The following is a 16,908-nucleotide window of genomic DNA, read 5'->3' as shown; positions in this document are numbered from 1 at the left end:
AATGTTTAAATTTCAGCTTATAAAAAAAGACGGTAATGCAAGACTTGGTAAAATATACACACCTCACGGCGAGATAGAAACACCTATTTTTATGCCAGTAGGAACTCAAGGAACTGTAAAAGCTACTACAATTAAACATCTTGAAGAAGATATTAAAGCCCAGATTATATTAGGAAACACTTACCACCTTTACTTAAGACCAGGATTAGAAGTTTTAAAAAAGTTTAATGGACTTCACAACTTTTCTTCTTGGAAAAAACCTATCTTAACTGACAGTGGTGGATATCAAGTATTTTCTCTATCTGCAGGAAAAGAAAAGGAAGGAAAGCAAAAAGCGCAAGTTATAATAACAGAGGAAGGAGTTAAGTTTAAGTCTCATTTAGATGGGTCTTGGCACTTTTTTACCCCTGAGTTTGTAGTAGAAATTCAAGAGATTATAGGCAGTGATATAATGATGCCTCTTGACGAATGCCCTCCTTACCCTTGTAGCCATCAGTATGCAAAAGAAAGTTTAGAAAGGACAGTTAGGTGGCTAAAAAGGTCTAAACAAGCCAAGAAAAATCCTAACCAAGCTCTGTTTGGAATAATTCAAGGTTCAGTATATGAAGATTTAAGAAAAGAAAGCACGCTAAAAACTATAGACCTTGATATGGATGGATACTCTATAGGAGGCTTATCCGTAGGAGAGCCCAAAGAGTTTATGTACTCTATGACAGAGGTTGTAGCATCTTTACTTCCTGAGAATAAACCCAGATATTTAATGGGAGTTGGAACGCCAGAGGACCTTCTTGAAGCTATAGACAGAGGCATTGATATGTTTGACTGTGTAATACCAACCAGAAACGGTAGAAATGGAACCCTCTTTACCCACTTTGGAAAGATAAATATAAAATCGGCAAAGTACAAACTTGACGACACTCCTGTAGACCCTTTGTGTGATTGTTATACCTGTAAAAACTTTTCAAAAGGATACTTAAGACATCTGTATAATGCTGAAGAAATAACCGCTTACATCTTAGGAACTATACACAATTTAAGATTTTACTTAAAATTAATGGAAGATGTAAGACAAGCTATAAAGAATAGTAGTTTTTCAATATTTAAGAAAGAGTTTTTAGACAGATACTATTCAAATATTCAAACATTGTTATAATTGAAAATTGACATATATTGGGTTATACTATTTGAGCCTAATAAATTTTATTACAGGAGGTTTGTTATGAAGGTAAAAGTTCAAGTTGACAAAGATCTCTGCACAGCATGCGCTCTTTGCTACGATGAAGTTCCAGAAGTATACGAAGACTCTGGAGATGGTACAGCTCAAGTTAAAGCAGAAGTAGGTGGAGATGGCGCTATCATAGAAGGAGAGTTAGCACAAAGAGTTCTTGAAGTAACTGAAGAGTGCCCATCTGGTGCTTTAGTTACTGAAGTAGTAGAAGAGTAAATTCTTTAAATAAAAAGGGGGGCTTTAATGCCCCCTATATAATAGATTATATCTTATCAGCAGGAATAGATACTCTAACTAATCCTCTAAAATCACCTTCTTTGTATCCTACAGCTTTGTCATTAGGATAAAGAGTTTTGATTCTTTCAACTAACTTTTTATCCATAAGATTAGGGTCTCCGTGGCAAGTTAAACAAACTCCTTCAACTTTTAAAGGTTTGTAATATCTATACACAACTTTTCCGTTATCATTTAATGCTTGAATGTAGTAAGAAGGCATTTTACCCTGTTTTATGTTTTCTTCAAAGTATTTTAGAGCTTCTGCCTCATACTTATCAGGTGCATTAGCTGGATTTCTATACTTAAAAGTAGTTCTTTTCATTGAGTACCCTGTTTCTTTTTCTATCTGAGATGTAATTTCCATAGCTTTTTTGTTGCAAACAGTTACAGCTTCGTCTAAACCACCTTTTTGCATAGCACTCATAAGCTCACTTTTTAAACTTTTTAGAAGTTTCATTGACGCACTGTCTCCTACCTGCACAATCTTTTCTTCCTTGTCTTTCGGAATTTCTACTTTTTGCACCTCTCCACAGCTAAACAACAATCCTGCTAATAAAACAGCTGAAAATTTCTTCACGATTCTACCTCCAAGTTTAGTAAATATTTTATTGCTTCTTCCTTCGTTTTTACTTCTCCTTTAAGCTGAGCTAAAATTAACTTTTCTTTTATAATTCCCACTTCTTTAGAAGGCTTTAAATTTAAAATTCTCATTATTTCACTTCCAGATAAAAGTGGTTTGTCTACTATTTTACCTAAGTAGTTTTGAAAGTAATGTTTTTGAATATTGATTATAAAGTCCTTTATCTGAGCTTTAACACTTAAAACTATTATAAAACTGTAAATTGCTACATCTTTATAATTATACCAAAAGAGGTTCATTTGAAAAAAGTCTCTATACTGACCTTTTAAAATCTCTACAGATGCCTTCCTTGTCTGCTTCATAAATCTATACACTTTTTCAGGTAAGAGAAGTTTTTCTTTACACACTTTTTCAAACTCAGTCTCATCAAGGTTAAATAAGAGGGCTGTCAACTTTAAAAAAGTTATATCTGTAAAACTTTGATAAAAGTAAATCTTTCCAAAATCTTCTTTAAGTCTTTCATCTATAAAATCAAATTTTTTTTTAATATTTCTTCTGTGTTTTTATAAGTTGATAGTTCTTCTAAGCCTTGAGAAATTACTTTTGATAAAACTTTATTTTCTTTAAGTTTTTCTAATGTAGAGTAGGAGTTTTCATTTGACAATATTTTTAATAACTCATCTCTGATACGCTCTTTAGGGCTTTTTTCTAAAAGGTCTGTATTGTTTTTTACAAATTTTTCAAACTCTTTATCTAACTTAAACTCTAACTCTAATGCAAGTCTGTATCCTCTAAGTATTCTAACTGGGTCTTTGATTATATTTTCAAAGGATATAGGTTTTACAATACCTTCCTGAATATCTTTAAAACCGTTTGAAGGGTCTATAAGTGTAGTGTGGGAAGCACTAAGTCCAGAAGTATCATCAAAGTTAACAGCTATTGCATTTATAGTAAAGTCTCTACTAAGTAAGTCTTGTATAAGTCTATCTAATATTTTTTCTTCTTTTTCTTCATAACTTAAATCAGATGTTAAAATATCTGATATATCAAGATATGAAAAATCAAATCTGTAGTTGTATTCGTTTTCTTGAAAGATAAATGTTGCAACTGTTTTTTCTTTTTCAAACTGAAAGATAGAGCCGTTTATGTATTTTTTTAAATTTTTTGCCACTTCCATGGGAGGAGCTGTAACGATAAAGTCTATATCTATATTTTTTCCCAGTGGTCTGTTGATAAGTCTGTCTCTTACCCATCCTCCAACTATAAAGCAAAACGAACCTCGTGGAAGGGCTTTTACTAAAATATCAAAGTAAGAGTTATAAAATATAAGGCCGTGTATGTAGTTTTCTTTAATCTGTAAGTCTAACTCTTCATCTTTCTTTTTGTTGAAAATCTTTTGTAGAAGTCTATCTATACCAAGCATTAAACTGCCTTGTATATATCAATTTCTTTTTTAAGGTTTTCTATGAATGAGATTAACTTTTCCGCTTTGTCAATCCATCCTTGTATTATTTGACTTGTTTTTGGAAAAGCTTCTTGGAGCTCTCTATACTGGCTAATTTTTGCATTTGTGTACTGAATAAGTAAATCTAAAAACTCTTTCATTTTATCTATCTGTTTTGAGTAGTAAAAAAGGTCTTTTAACATCTCTTTTCTTTCTCTAACTGGGACGCTAATTCCCAAAGCTAAACCTATATCCTTAATATCAAACCTTGATAGGTATATACCACTTCTTGCTGGGACTGTGAGTATTTTTAATATTCTATCAAACTCTCCTTCTTCCTTTAAAAAGTCAAACTGCTGGGCAAATTTTTCGTTTGTCATAAAAGGATTTTTCATCAAATCTTTATCATTTAGCATTTTAATAACCTCTTTAGTTTTTTAATTAAACTATTATAACTTTTTATGGGAGTTTATCAAGTTTAAAAACTCTTCCCTTGTTTTTTGACATTCAAGGAATCTTCCTGTTAACTTACTCGTTACCGTAACTGAATCTGGATTTCTAACTCCCCTCATAGCCATACAATTTCCAGATATTGCTATTTTGCCATTTCTTCTAACTAATATATAACCTTCTGGAACAGTTACAGAATATATATAGTCGTTATAAGGAACATCTTCTACTTCTCTAACCATAGAGTAGTACTTGTCCCTTCCTCTTTTATCTTTCCTTGTTTCTAACCTGTAGTAAACTTTTCCATTTTTATATCTATGTTCGTAAACAGTTGTTGCTACTCCTAATGTTGCATAAATTGCTTGAATACCATCAATGAGTTTTTTTGATTTGCTTACAAAATGAAAAGTTTTTCCATCAGACTTTAGATGTCCATCTCCCAATATAAAATAATCTAAGAACAATTTTTTCTGTCTTTCTGATAGTGAGTAAATAAATTCTGGTATGTACTTGTCCGCAGATTTTCCAAATTTTTCCACATATTTAGTTAAAGCTTTTGAATTTATTACATATTCTACTGTTCCATTCTTTCTTTGATAGACTTTGTAATTAAAAGGTAATTCCTTTAAAACTTTTTCTATTTCGTTAGCGGAAGAGGTGTTCATCTTTTGAACTATTCTTACTTTATATTCTTTTTTACTCTTTATGTGATATGAGCCTTCAGAAAGATAAATACCTAAAAACTTAATAAAAGTATCAGCTTTTATTTTTACTTTCTTTCTAGTTTTCGTTGCTATATTTCCAAAATAAACCTTATCATAGTCTTCTTCAATTTCTATGTATTCTAATTCTTTTCCTTGCATTCTTCCTGCTTGAGGGATTATAATTTTAGGGATGTCTTTGATTTCATAGGCTTTCTTAGAAATCCATCTTTTATTTTTAGATTTGTAAAATATCCATTCTGTAGAATAAAGCATTTTATGGTCTGGAGATACTAATAAATCTACAGACTTACTCCTAAAATTAATCATCATGCCTTTAAATGGATATTTAATGTAGTATACTGGTTTTACAAATGAAATTTCTAATGTATTAGGATTGACTTGAGCTACCATATCCTCTATATCTAAATCTTTAAAATATTTCCACCCTTTATCAGTCAGTATTTCTGTATCTGAAGAATAGCAAAGATGAACTGCTTCCATTACTACCGCAACACCTTTAGGTTGAAGCTCTTTTTCTAAAAATTCTGCAATTTCTGCAGTTAATCTTTCTTGAACTTGTGGTCTGTATGAGAATTTATTTACAACTCTAACAATTTTAGACAATCCACACACTTTTTTATCAGGTATGTAGGCAACGTGGGCTTTACCAAAAAATGGTAGTAAGTGGTGTTCACATAAAGAGAAAAACTGTATATCTCTAATAACGACCATCTCATCATAACTTCCAACATCTTCAAAGATAGTCATGTTAAACTCTCTGTGGTTTTCAAACTCTTCCCACATCTTTGCAACTCTTTTTGGTGTATCTCTAAGACCTTCTCTATTTGGGTCTTCTCCTATTCCTTCTAAAAATAACCTAATTGCTTGCTCAATCTTGTTTTTATCAATAGCCATCTTTACTCTCCTACTTTTTAAGTAATCTTTGACATTCTACCTTCATACATCTGTCGTAGATAACGTTATAACCCAGATTTGATAACTTTTCTGCAACCTCTGGATTGTAAGTTCCAGGCTGAAACCAAAAAGTTTTAAAACCTTTTTTTAAAGCTTCTTCAGCTGTAAATACAACATCTGCAGGTCTTCTAAAAACATCTACAATGTCTATCTCATCTGGAATGTCTAGTATTGATTTGTAAACTTTTTCTCCTAATATTTCTTGCCCTTCGTACTTTGGATTTACAAAGTACATCTTAAAACCGTAAGATTTAACTACCTCACTAACAAAGTAGCTAGGTTTTGAAGGGTCGTTTGATATCCCTATAACCGCCACAGTTCTGCTGTTTTGTAAAACTTCTTTAATTTCTTCATCTTTAGTTAGTATCGGCATAGCTATCTCCTATAATAGCTAAATTGTCTTCCCTTTCATAGCCTACTTTTGTAAGTTTAGCTTTTATAACTGAGTTTAAAGGTTCTTCTGTTCTTATCTTTGCGTGGATATAATTTCCTGTTAAACCTACTTTGTAGTCTTCTTTTTCTGATATTATTAAAAATTCAAGTTCCTTGTCTAAAAATCTTTTTCTAAACTCTATACTTTTCCTTCCTCCTATCTCTCTAAGCAATTTTGTTCTTTCTTTTTTAACTTGTGGCGGGACTTTGTCTCCTAACTTTACTGCAGAAGTGTTGTCTCTCATAGAGTAGGTAAATACATGAATGTATGCAAAAGGTATTTCTTCTACATTCCTTACAGTGTTTTTAAAAGCTGTTTCATCTTCTGTTGGAAATCCTGTTATTATATCTGTTCCAATAGCGGTATCAGGTCTTTTTTTCAATATTTTTTCAACTTTTTCTATGTACTCTTTTACAGTATAGTTTCTTTTCATATCTTTTAAAACCTTATCGTCAGCTGACTGGATAGACAGGTGGAAGTGTGGGGCTATCTTCTCTTGAGTTGTTAAAAAGTCTATTAAATTGTCGTCAAGCTCGTTTATTCCCATAGATGAAAGTCTTACTCTGTAAAGTCCTTCTATCTTTATCAGCTGTTTTAAAAGGTCTAAAAGGTAGCCTTCTTTATGGTCATATCCAAACTGGGATAGTTGAGTTCCTGTTAAAACTATCTCTTTATAACCTATATCCACAAGGAATTTTACTTGGTTTACAACATCTTGTATCTTTGCACTTCTTACTTTTCCTCTTGCAAAAGGAATTATACAAAAAGAGCAAAAACTGTTGCAACCTTCTTGGACTTTAAGTATTGGTCTTGACCCTTCGTAGAAGGTTGATATAAAAAATGTTTTAAAATCGTTTTCCCTAAAGATGTTATCTATAAAAACTTTGTTTTCAAACTTTTCGTTTATGTAGTTTTCTACTATCTCTAAAACTGCTGTTTTGTGAGAGTTTCCTATTACTAAATCTATCTCTGGTATTTTTGCAAGCTCTTGTGGAGATACTTGGGCATAGCAACCTGTTGCAACGACGATAGCGTTAGGATTTCTCCTTTTTGCCTGTCTTAATGTTTTTCTTGAAGTTCTGTCCGCGTCATTTGTAACGGTGCAAGTGTTTACTATATAAATGTCCGCTACAGACTCAAAGTCTGTAATGTCATAACCTTTTAAACTAAACTGGTCTTCTAATGCTGACGTCTCAAACTGGTTCATACGACAGCCAAGGGTTGCAAAAGCCACCTTCAACTTTTTACCTTCCAATCTCATCTACCGCTCTTTCTAAATCTCCGTGTTTTAAAATCTCAATAAGTTTATGCTCATCAAAGGCTTTTGTCAATCTTTCCCCTGTTTTTAAATCAAATATGTAAAAAATCTCTTCTCCGTAGCTCCCTACAAAAAATGTCCCTTTCCCTAAAATAACTCCTGCTAAAACAGATGACTTGAAGTCTTCTGTAAGTTTTTCTCCCGTGTTTACATCGTAAATGGCAAACTTTCCGTTTTTCTTTCCCCAAAAGTAATTACTTTCTCCAGTTAGAGCTCCTCTATCTCTTATCTTTTCAAAAAATTCTGTTTTTTGACCATTTAAGGTAAAAAGAGCTTCTTTACCATTTTCTTCAACCTTATAGTAGATAGATTGCCCTTTTATCAGTCCAGCTGTATGTATCCAACAGTGATAATCTGTCTTTCTTTCAAAGTTTTTATCATAAATAGCCCATTTTACATTTTTTAGATGTTTTAAATAATCTGGCTTATTTTTTATTATCTCTTCGGTTGCCAAAAAGTATTCAGACTCTCCTTTTGGCAGTCCTACATTAAAAACATATCCAAAATCTTTAGACTTTTTATTTTCGTATTCAAAGTAAAACACTAAATCAGTTTCTACAAGTTTCAATCTAAACTCCTTAACAGGTTTTAAAAGATTTTACAATTTTGTTAATCTAAAAAACTATGTTAAAAAACAGGTTTTAAAAATCAAAAGGAAGGGTAAATGTTAAGTCAGCAGATTTTGCTTTATTATCATAAAGCCTTAAGACAAATGAGCTTCTTTCTGTAAGTCTGTATCCTGCTTCATAAAATCCATACTGGTTTATAATAGTTGTAGTAGAAACAGGCTTTGAAAATCCTAAATATATCTTTCTTGTTAAATACTTTTGTACATAAACACTAAAAGTAATGCCCTGTACAGGGTTATAAGTAGGCAAAACATTTACATTAAATCCTGTTCCAAAAAGTCCTTCCTCTTCTTCTCCCGTACTTTTAAACGGCACAAGTAGCTTTACCACACTTCCAACTACCGAAAATAGCCCTGATGATGCAAGTTGTTCTGGCGTTTTTTTGATAAGCAGTAATGTTAATATCTCATCTTTTGACTTAGGCGGAGTAGAGAAAAAGTCGTACTTTAGATTATCAGCTTCTCCAGATACGTTAACGTATATGTAAGTTCCAGATACGTTTGTTGATAGTTTTCCGTTTACGTAAGTTTTACTGTCTGTTAGCTTTACATCTATAAAGTCAATGTTGTACCTATTTTTTAGAAAGTCTATCTTACCGTAAGATATTCTAAAATTACCGTTGACTATAGGTTTTTCAGCTGTCCCTTTAACATCAAACTTTCCTTCTCCGTAAGCTCTTCCCCAGCTTCCCTCTATAAAGATAGGTGAGAGGGTAGAGACTTTTATATTAAGATAAACGTTTTTTAAAATTTCAGGTTTACTTCCAGATTCTTTACTAAAGTATTCAGGCTCTACTCTTGCTTTTCCTGTTGTAAGTGTGTTAGAGTTTATATAAATTTTGTCTTGGATAAGCTTTATATCTGTATTTGTAGAAACAACACCGTTATAAATATTTTCATACTTTATAGGAAGAAGTTCAGATATTACAGATACACTGCCTTCTCTTTTCCTTAAGTTATATTTACCTGTTATAGCTATACTACTGTCTCCGTAAGATGACCTTGTTCTACCTTTTATATCTATCAAAAGATTGTCTTTTAATGTTATATCAAACTTGTCAAAGGATATAACGTTTAAAGTGTAAGGCGTTCTAATACGGATGTTATCTCCATAAAGTTTAAAAGATGCTTTTTCAAGTACATCTTCAGGCTTACCTTTATAAGCCATTGCAAACTTTACTTTTCCATCTAAGTTCACATACTGAATGATTTGAGCTACATAATTTTTATCCATATCTCCACTTACTGCAACGTCTAACAGGTTATTTTCTAAATCATATAAAAACCTTTCTGCCATTCCTTTAAATGTTCCTGTAAACAGCTGTCTATCTGCAAAAATTTTCTTATCTGTGTAATTTATCTTTAAATCTGAAAAACTAACTAAAGTTATATCTTTTTCTTTTACGACAACGTTTTTAAAAATAGCTACCCCATAGCTTTTTTGAAGGTCTTGTCTGTTAAAATTTACTGTAATTACAGATTCTCCTAAGTTAAAACTTAAGTCTTTATGTGAGATTTTAGCATCTTTACCATAAGCCAGCAGTCTATCTTTATTTCCTTTAAAATCAAATATTAGATTTACCTGCTTTTGATTTTTGATAGTTGTAGATAGTTTGCCTTTGTAATCGTTAAGAGTTCCTTCTGCACTTAAATCTGCTTTAAGCTGTAAATTTTCATTTTCTAAGTTTGACGATACAGATAGATTAAAAATCTCTTTATCTAAGTTGTAGCTTCCAGAAGCTGAAAGACCAAAGTTTTTGTATCTTTCTAATCCTTCTGCTTTTACAGAGAATTTTAGATTTTTATTTAAAAGGCTTACATTTCCTAAAATCTTTTTCAATGTGTAGTTTTTAAAAGTTAAGTTATCTTTGTTAAAGCTTAAGGCTAAATTTATATCATTTTGATTTAACTTTCCTGATAGACTACCTTCAATTGTATTTTCAATATCTTTTAAGTATACTTGGTAGTAGTTTAGATTTAAATCTACATTCCAATCTTTTTTGACTGACGTTATGTAAATACTTCCTTCTGCTGTTTTTGGCAATACTTTTTCAAAAACTTCCTTAGAGTGTTTTAATAAAAACGGATGTATTGGCGTAAGGTCAAACTGCCTGTTTACGTTTAAAGTTAGGTTTAATTTTTCATTTTTTAAGTCGTATGTAAGGTTAGATTTTAAAGCTTCTCCACTGTTTGCGTTAACTTTAATTAAGTCGTTTTCAAAAGAGAAATCATAAATCAAGTTTTTAAGGTTTATATCTTCGTAAGAGAAAGTTGGAGCATTACCACTAAGTTTTATGTGGAAATTGTTTACATCTCCATAAATTTTCCCATTTGCGTTTAAGTTAGCTTTTATTGGGATATTTTTTAAATATGAAAGATTTTCAAGAATAAAGTTTGTAGCATTAATGTCAAAATCGTAAGATAGATTTTTTAAGTCGTGAAAGTTTTTTAAAAGTCCTTTTAAACTTAAAGTTTGATTTTTACTTAAGCCTTTTAAATCTGCGTTAATAAATTTCTCTTTTAATGATAGATTTATTTTTCCAGATAAAGAATCGTAATTTAGTCCTAAAATTGTAAAGTCTTTAGAGTTAACCGTTATATCTGAAAATTCTTTATCTACAAAGTAATCAGCTGATAACTTTAGTTTACCATCTAATGAATCTAAAATTTGATTTCTTTTTATCGGTAAAGCAGATAAAACTTTTTTAACTGAAGGTATGTCAGCTTCTAACTTTAATTTTTTAAGTTTATCAATGTATTCAAAATCTCCAGTAGCTAACTTTAAGTCATACTTTCCTTTTACAACAAGACCATCTTTATCTTTTATATCAGAGTATAAAAACAAGTCTTTAAGTTGTATGCCTTCTGACAGTAAAGAGCTAATGTTAAGTTCTGTTTTACCGTCTAACTTTCCTTCTTTAAAGTTAACTTCTCCTTTGAATTTACTGTTTAAAAGTCTTGTGTTTTGATAACTCAGCTGAGTTAAAAATCCATCAAATTTTAAGTCTGTATCTTTTTTGACTTTAAGGTTTAAATCCGCTTTTAATCCTGACAGGTTAATATCTTTGTAAGAATAACTTAGAGCGTTTAAACTTGCTGATAGGTCAATAGTCTTATTTTCAAAAAGAGAAATATTTTTTATATTTGCATATACAGAGTTGTAAAAGAGTTTTATATTTTCAACTATCATTTTTTTAGGAAAGAGTTTTACTTGATAACTTCCTGTTGGTGTAAGAGTCAGGTCGTAGCTGTTCTTATCTTTAATAAACGTCAAAATCGGCTGAGATTTAAGGTAAACAAAATTTTGGTTGTTATAGGCAGAGATGTTTTTTATATCTAAGTTTATACCTTTTTCTACATTTTCTACAAAAAAGCTTCCATCTTTTAAATCAATATTTACGTAAGATGTGAAAAGATATGTAGGAAATATAAACTTAAAACTTTCAGAAGGGGGAGCTGTTAAGTCGTTTATGTATTTTCCACTAAGTTTATTTACTTTTAGATTTGCAAAAGTCTTAAACTTTAAAAGGTTGTAAAAGTTAAACTCTCCTTCAACTTTTTCAAGTTTTACATCGTACTCTTTTTTATCTGTGATATGTATAAAACTACAGATTAGTTTACTATTTTTTAAATTACAATCATCTTCAACGTAAACACCAAATTTTTTCAATATCTCTTGATAACTTGAAATAACGTAAAAAACAGCTAAAAAGAGTAAAATAATTAGAAAAACTATAAAAAAAGCTTCTGTTAATATTTTAAGTATAAACTTAATAGCTTTATTTTCTAAAACTTTTTTCTTTAAGAATTTTTTCATTTAAATAAAATTTTAACATAAAAATGTGTTATCTTATATAAAACACAAAGTAAGGAGGCACTAACCATGACATCAGCAGGTGAAGCTTACCATCTTCTTAACAAAGCCATCTACCACTATGAAAACGAAAACTTTGAGATGGCTATCACACTTTTAGATGAAGCTCTCCTTCTAAATCCAGATATTCCAGAAGTACATTTTTGGAGGGGAAAAGTTGCGACCCACGACCTTAACCAAGAAAGTCTTGAAGTGGCAATAGTTCATCTTTCAGAGGCAATCAGATTAAAACCTAACTATGCAGAGGCTTACTTTGAAAGAGGAAAAGTTTACATACAAAAAGGAGAGTTTGAAGAAGCAAAAAAAGACCTTGAAGAAGCAATAAAAATAGACCCCAAAATAAAAGAAGCATACTCACTTTTAGCTCAAATAGAGCTTATGCATGGAAACGACCAAAAAGCTATGGAATACCTTAATAAAGTATCAGGTCAAGAAGGAGATGACAGATACTACTACTCACTGGGAAAAATACTATATAACGCAAGAAAGTATCAACAAGCCATAGAACAGTTTAACAAAGTTATAGAAAAAAATAAGTACTTTGTAGATGCTTACGTTTATAAAGCCCACTCTTTAGCCCATCTTGGACTTTACGAAGATGCAATAGAAAACCTTAAAAAAGCAGTAATACTTGTTCCAGAAGAAATACAGTATTTTATAGATATAGCAAAGTACTACTTTGAACTTGCAAAAAAACAGTTAAACGAAGGTAAAAAAGTTCAAGCAGCTGAAAACTTTATAAAAGGACTTCAGATAGATTACAACCTAAAAATAGAACCTAAATACGTACCTGTACTTATAGAAGCTGTAGAAGAACTTATTGAAAAGAAAAACTTTAAAGAAGCAAACGACATAATAGACCAGCTTGAACTTTTAGTAAAAGAACCAGAGTATCAAGAGTACAAAGAACAGTTTGAAAAACTTAAGAAAAAATTTATGAAAGTTTTACCTTTAAAAGATAAAGTGTTAAAATTTATTACGGATATATACACAAAGTAGGGAGAGAAAATGCTGGACATAAAGCTAATTAGAGAAAAACCAGATTTTGTAAAAGAAAGACTATCTACAAGAGACACTTCTTATGCTCAAATGATTGATAAACTCCTTGAAATAGATGAAGAAAGAAGAAAGATAAAAAAAGAGATAGATGATTTAAGAGCTGAAAGAAACGAAAAATCTAAACTTTTCCCTATATACAAAAAAGAAGGTAAAGACACAACCCAGATACAAGAAAGAGTAAAAGAAATAGGAGAAAGAATTAAGTACTTAGAAGAAAGGTTAACCACTATAGAAGAAAAGTTTAACAATCTAATGCTTTACATTCCAAATCTTCCAGCGTTAGACGTTCCTATTGGAAAGGATGAAAATGACAACGTAGAAGTCAGAAGATGGGGAGAGCCAAGAAAGTTTGACTTTGAACCTTTGCCACACTTTGAGATAGGAGAGAGACTTGGTATCCTTGATTTTGAAAGGGGGACTAAACTCTCTGGTTCAAGATTTACCGTAATGTTTAAAGAAGCTGCAAGGTTAGAAAGAGCCTTAATAAACTTTATGCTTGACGTACACACAAAACAGCACGGATATACAGAAGTTTGGACACCTTTACTTGTGAAATCTAAAACATTACAAGGAACAGGACAACTTCCTAAATTCAAAGAAGATTTATACAAAATAGAAGATGAAGATTTATACTTAATACCAACTGCAGAAGTGACGCTAACAAACCTGTATGCAGACGAGATTATTCCAGAAGACCAGCTCCCTAAATACTATACAGCTTACACGCCTTGTTTCAGAAAAGAGGCAGGCTCCCACGGAAAAGATGTAAGAGGTATTTTAAGACAGCATCAGTTTGACAAAGTAGAGCTTGTGAAAATAGTCAAACCTGAAGAGTCCTACAATGAACTTGAAAAGTTAGTAAACGAAGCAGAAAAAATCCTTCAACTCTTGGAGCTTCCTTACAGGGTTGTTTTACTGTGCAGTGGTGATATGGGATTTTCTGCAGCAAAAACATACGACATAGAAGTTTGGATACCTTCCCAAAACAGATACAGAGAGATATCTTCCTGCTCTAACACAGAAGACTTTCAAGCAAGAAGGGCGATGATTAGATACAAAGACAAAGAAGGTAAAAATCACTTTGTACATACGCTAAACGGTTCAGGACTGGCAGTAGGTAGAACCCTACTTGCAATTATGGAAAACTACCAAAAACCTGATGGCACCTTTGAAATACCAAAAGTTTTAAGAGACTACCTGTGAAATTTTTTGTTTTAAATTTTCGAAACTTTCCTTTAAATTAGGATTTTGAGATAGTTTAGCTATAATTTCTAAATTGTTGATAAAATCAAAATCACGGCTTAGGTTTAGATACTTTAAGCCGTGATAAAATGCTTTTTCGTAATCTTTATAAGAAAGGTATAAATAAGATAGATACTTGTTAGCTTTTATGTTAAATAGATTTAACTCATAAGCTTTTAAAAAGTTCTTAAGGGAATCTTCCATTTCTTTATTTTTGTAATAATACTCTCCAAGGTCTGAGTAAGCTTCACTACTTTGATGGATAGTTGCCACTTTTTTAATAACTTTCAGAGCTTCCTTCGGATTTTCTTCTTTAATAATTCTAAAAAAAACTCTTCCTATGTTTTCACCTTTTGTTTTATTCCAATGGTCTTTTAAAATGTTTTTGAAATAATCTTTATCTTCACTGGAAAGTATTTTACTTTCTAAATCAGAAATTACTTTCTCCTTGTAAGTTATATAATCAGAAATAATGCCGTACATCTTTGAGGATTTGTCTATACTTAAAATAAAGTTAATAAGACTTTCTACCGCTTTTTTAGTATCTTTTTGAGCTTCGTAAACTGTGTAAAATAGATAATGGTAATCAGGATAAAACTCATCTATCTTTAAAGCTTCATCTAAAAGTTTTTTAGCTTCTTGATAATCTTCTAAAGAGATGTAAACTCTAATTGCATAGACGTAAAAATGTTTTTTAAAAGTGCTGATATTTGGAATATTATCTTTATAGTTTAAAAATTTTTTTATGTACCTTATACTTTTTTTTGAGTATTTTTTCAAGTCTATAGTAGAAGCCAGTACACTATAAGATTGGATAATGTAAAAAATGTTAACGTAGTACTCTTTTTTTGTGTCTTTATACTTTTTTAACTCATCAAACAGTAGTCTTAGGTTTCTTTTTGCCTTTTCTATCTGAGTGTTAAATTCAGCATATCCATAATGTAAAACGTGAACCTTCATAGGCGGTATTAAAATAGTACCTGCTTTTTTATTTACTACCCTCTCGTGAATTTTTCCTTCCCAGACTAAGTCGGGATGTTTTTTATGAATGTGAACTGTAGAAGAAAGACTTTTTACATTTCCATCTAATCCTAAGTTTTTGTAAACAGTCCCTATCCCTTCGTATTCTTGATGGTCTTTTATAAATAGCAGTATTCTTTTAAATCTTTCATATTCTTCTTCTTCTAACTCTGTATCAGCATCAAAAAACCATATCCAATCACCAGTAGCCACATCAACAGCATACTGTCTTGCATCTGCAAATCCATTCCACTCTCTATGGTAAACCTTAGCACCATAAGACTTTGCTACTTCTACTGTTTTATCAGTTGAGCCTGTATCTACAAGCACTATCTCGTCAAACTTTCCTTTTATACTTTCTAACAGTCTTGGTAGGTTTTTTTCTTCGTTTTTAGCTATTATACAAGCAGAAACTTTTATATCCATATTAAGATTTAAACTTCTCCAAGTAATCTTTTAAACAGTCCTTTAACTTTTTCTTGTTTACCTAACATGTTAGCCATATCTGTAAGGTTATGGATAATGTTTTCGTCTAAAGGGTTCATAGTTGCAGCTTTGTAAAAGTATTTGTAAGCATTTTCTTTATTACCACTGTAAAACTCTATAATTCCTAAGATGTTGTATATTGGAGCTCCTGAATAGAATGATGCTACATCGTTAATTGAGGCTATTACCTCTTGAAGTTTTCCTTCTTCTATCGCTTTTTCTATGGCTGTTATTAACTCTTGTGTTTTATCTATCTGATAAATCAAATTTTTTATTTCATCTTCAGAAAAACCTTGGTCTTGAGTAGAAAGCTTTTTAGCTTCATCAAACAGTCCCATCTTGTAGTATGTATTTACAAGCTTAAACAGAGATACTTTGTTATGAAAGCTTAAAGCTGCTTGTCTGTAATGTTGAGATGCGTTATAGTAGTCTAAGTAATCAGATAAAACATCTCCTATAGATGTATAAGCTGTAGCTAACGCTAAATTTTCGTTTTCCCAGTTTAATTTAGGGAAAAATTTTGATAAAGGATATTTTTTTATAGCCTTTCTTAGCCCATAGCTTCTAAAAGAAGTATCTATAAAAGATTCAGAATGATGAATAACCACGTAGTTAAACTCTGCAAGTTTTAACCTGATGTTGTCTATATTCTGATACAAAAAGTTATAAAATTCATAATCTTCAAACTCTTCATCAAATTTTCCAGTTTTGTTGAATAAATCTTTTTTTGTGATTATTCCATACTCAGGAAAGTATTTTTCAATCTTTAAACTCATAAGCAAGTCAGTTTCTTTGTTATAAAGGTCTTGAAGTATAACAGGAGTTTCTAATCCACTATTATCCACTATAGACATATTGGGATATACTATGTCTACATCTTCATAGTTTTCAAAATTTTCCATCATCTCTGGAATCATATCAAACTCTAAAACAGTTGTATCAGACATCCAGAAGATATACTCATTTTTTGCATTTTCTAAAATAGCGTTTCTCATTACTGCTTTATTGTCAGTGTCTAAGTTTAGACACTCAGCTTCTATTTCTGAGTCTTCAAAGAAACTCTCATTACCTGTGAAAATAATTTGGTCAAAATAATCTAAATTGTCCTGAATACTTTCTAAAACTTCTTCCCTAACAGGATTTTCTCCTTTGATAGTGTTTAAAATTCCAAGCGTAATTTTCATATTAAAG

Annotated in this window: 15 protein-coding genes and 1 pseudogene; 4 read left to right on the top strand and 12 right to left on the bottom strand. The window is 31.1% G+C overall.

What is annotated here, in order from left to right; genetic code table 11:
* Nucleotide 1: 1 nt before the first annotated feature.
* A complete protein-coding gene (tgt, locus tag Q385_RS0104770) occupies nucleotides 2-1,153 on the top strand; it encodes a tRNA guanosine(34) transglycosylase Tgt (RefSeq protein ID WP_028950571.1) in 1,152 nt (383 codons plus the stop codon).
* 66 nt (nucleotides 1,154-1,219) lie between these two features.
* Entirely contained in the window at nucleotides 1,220-1,444 is a 225-nt protein-coding gene (locus Q385_RS0104765; RefSeq protein ID WP_028950570.1) for a ferredoxin, read from the top strand.
* A gap of 46 nt (nucleotides 1,445-1,490) precedes the next feature.
* On the opposite strand, the gene Q385_RS0104760 is transcribed toward Q385_RS0104765, so the two are convergent.
* The 10 genes and pseudogenes from Q385_RS0104760 to Q385_RS0104720 all read right to left on the bottom strand — a co-directional run bounded on the left by Q385_RS0104760 (nucleotide 1,491) and on the right by Q385_RS0104720 (nucleotide 11,853).
* Nucleotides 1,491-2,081: a Tll0287-like domain-containing protein gene (locus tag Q385_RS0104760; RefSeq protein WP_028950569.1), complete on the bottom strand. Its 591-nt coding sequence runs from the start codon at nucleotides 2,079-2,081 to the stop codon at nucleotides 1,491-1,493.
* Nucleotides 2,078-2,536, bottom strand: a complete 459-nt coding sequence (locus tag Q385_RS0104755) for a hypothetical protein (protein WP_156925199.1) — start codon at nucleotides 2,534-2,536, stop codon at nucleotides 2,078-2,080. The genes Q385_RS0104760 and Q385_RS0104755 overlap by 4 nt, the downstream gene beginning before the upstream one ends.
* A 71-nt stretch (nucleotides 2,537-2,607) precedes the next feature.
* A complete protein-coding gene (locus tag Q385_RS0104750; protein WP_028950567.1) occupies nucleotides 2,608-3,507 on the bottom strand; it encodes a tRNA nucleotidyltransferase/poly(A) polymerase-related protein in 900 nt (299 codons plus the stop codon).
* Nucleotides 3,507-3,944, bottom strand: coding sequence for a hypothetical protein (locus tag Q385_RS0104745; RefSeq protein WP_028950566.1), 438 nt, complete (start codon nucleotides 3,942-3,944; stop codon nucleotides 3,507-3,509). The genes Q385_RS0104750 and Q385_RS0104745 overlap by 1 nt, the downstream gene beginning before the upstream one ends.
* Nucleotides 3,945-3,977: 33 nt before the next feature.
* Nucleotides 3,978-4,841 (bottom strand): LAGLIDADG family homing endonuclease, encoded by an 864-nt coding sequence (locus Q385_RS09490; RefSeq protein WP_425427195.1) that lies wholly within the window; start codon nucleotides 4,839-4,841, stop codon nucleotides 3,978-3,980.
* A gap of 315 nt (nucleotides 4,842-5,156) precedes the next feature.
* Nucleotides 5,157-5,597 (bottom strand): annotated as a pseudogene (gene folE, locus Q385_RS09310) (GTP cyclohydrolase I FolE); the annotation flags it as partial.
* A gap of 10 nt (nucleotides 5,598-5,607) precedes the next feature.
* Nucleotides 5,608-6,030, bottom strand: a complete 423-nt coding sequence (locus Q385_RS0104735) for a CoA-binding protein (RefSeq protein WP_028950565.1) — start codon at nucleotides 6,028-6,030, stop codon at nucleotides 5,608-5,610.
* Complete coding sequence (gene mtaB, locus Q385_RS0104730) at nucleotides 6,014-7,351, bottom strand: tRNA (N(6)-L-threonylcarbamoyladenosine(37)-C(2))-methylthiotransferase MtaB (protein ID WP_028950564.1); 1,338 nt, start codon at nucleotides 7,349-7,351, stop codon at nucleotides 6,014-6,016. The genes Q385_RS0104735 and mtaB overlap by 17 nt, the downstream gene beginning before the upstream one ends.
* Nucleotides 7,335-7,976 (bottom strand): hypothetical protein, encoded by a 642-nt coding sequence (locus Q385_RS0104725; protein ID WP_028950563.1) that lies wholly within the window; start codon nucleotides 7,974-7,976, stop codon nucleotides 7,335-7,337. The genes mtaB and Q385_RS0104725 overlap by 17 nt, the downstream gene beginning before the upstream one ends.
* Before the next feature lie 73 nt (nucleotides 7,977-8,049).
* Nucleotides 8,050-11,853: a translocation/assembly module TamB domain-containing protein gene (locus Q385_RS0104720; protein ID WP_028950562.1), complete on the bottom strand. Its 3,804-nt coding sequence runs from the start codon at nucleotides 11,851-11,853 to the stop codon at nucleotides 8,050-8,052.
* A gap of 66 nt (nucleotides 11,854-11,919) precedes the next feature.
* Here Q385_RS0104720 and Q385_RS0104715 point away from each other — a divergent pair, with 66 nt between their 5' ends.
* Both Q385_RS0104715 and serS read left to right on the top strand, forming a co-directional pair.
* Nucleotides 11,920-12,909: a tetratricopeptide repeat protein gene (locus tag Q385_RS0104715; RefSeq protein WP_028950561.1), complete on the top strand. Its 990-nt coding sequence runs from the start codon at nucleotides 11,920-11,922 to the stop codon at nucleotides 12,907-12,909.
* Nucleotides 12,910-12,918: 9 nt separating this feature from the next.
* On the top strand, nucleotides 12,919-14,172 hold the full coding sequence (gene serS / locus Q385_RS0104710) for a serine--tRNA ligase (RefSeq protein WP_028950560.1): 1,254 nt from the start codon (nucleotides 12,919-12,921) through the stop codon (nucleotides 14,170-14,172).
* Here serS and Q385_RS0104705 read toward each other — a convergent pair.
* Nucleotides 14,155-15,657: a tetratricopeptide repeat-containing glycosyltransferase family 2 protein gene (locus Q385_RS0104705; protein ID WP_028950559.1), complete on the bottom strand. Its 1,503-nt coding sequence runs from the start codon at nucleotides 15,655-15,657 to the stop codon at nucleotides 14,155-14,157. The two genes, serS and Q385_RS0104705, sit on opposite strands and share 18 nt — an antisense overlap.
* An 8-nt stretch (nucleotides 15,658-15,665) precedes the next feature.
* Nucleotides 15,666-16,901 carry a glycosyltransferase family 2 protein gene (locus Q385_RS0104700; RefSeq protein WP_028950558.1) on the bottom strand — a complete coding sequence of 412 codons (1,236 nt, stop codon included), beginning with the start codon at nucleotides 16,899-16,901 and terminating at the stop codon, nucleotides 15,666-15,668.
* Between the last annotated feature and the right edge of the window lie 7 nt (nucleotides 16,902-16,908).

This window comes from Sulfurihydrogenibium subterraneum DSM 15120, assembly GCF_000619805.1.
GTDB classification, from domain to species: domain Bacteria; phylum Aquificota; class Aquificia; order Aquificales; family Hydrogenothermaceae; genus Sulfurihydrogenibium; species Sulfurihydrogenibium subterraneum.
Note: the sequence above shows the minus strand (reverse complement) of the source record. Positions and strands in the feature narration are given on the sequence as shown.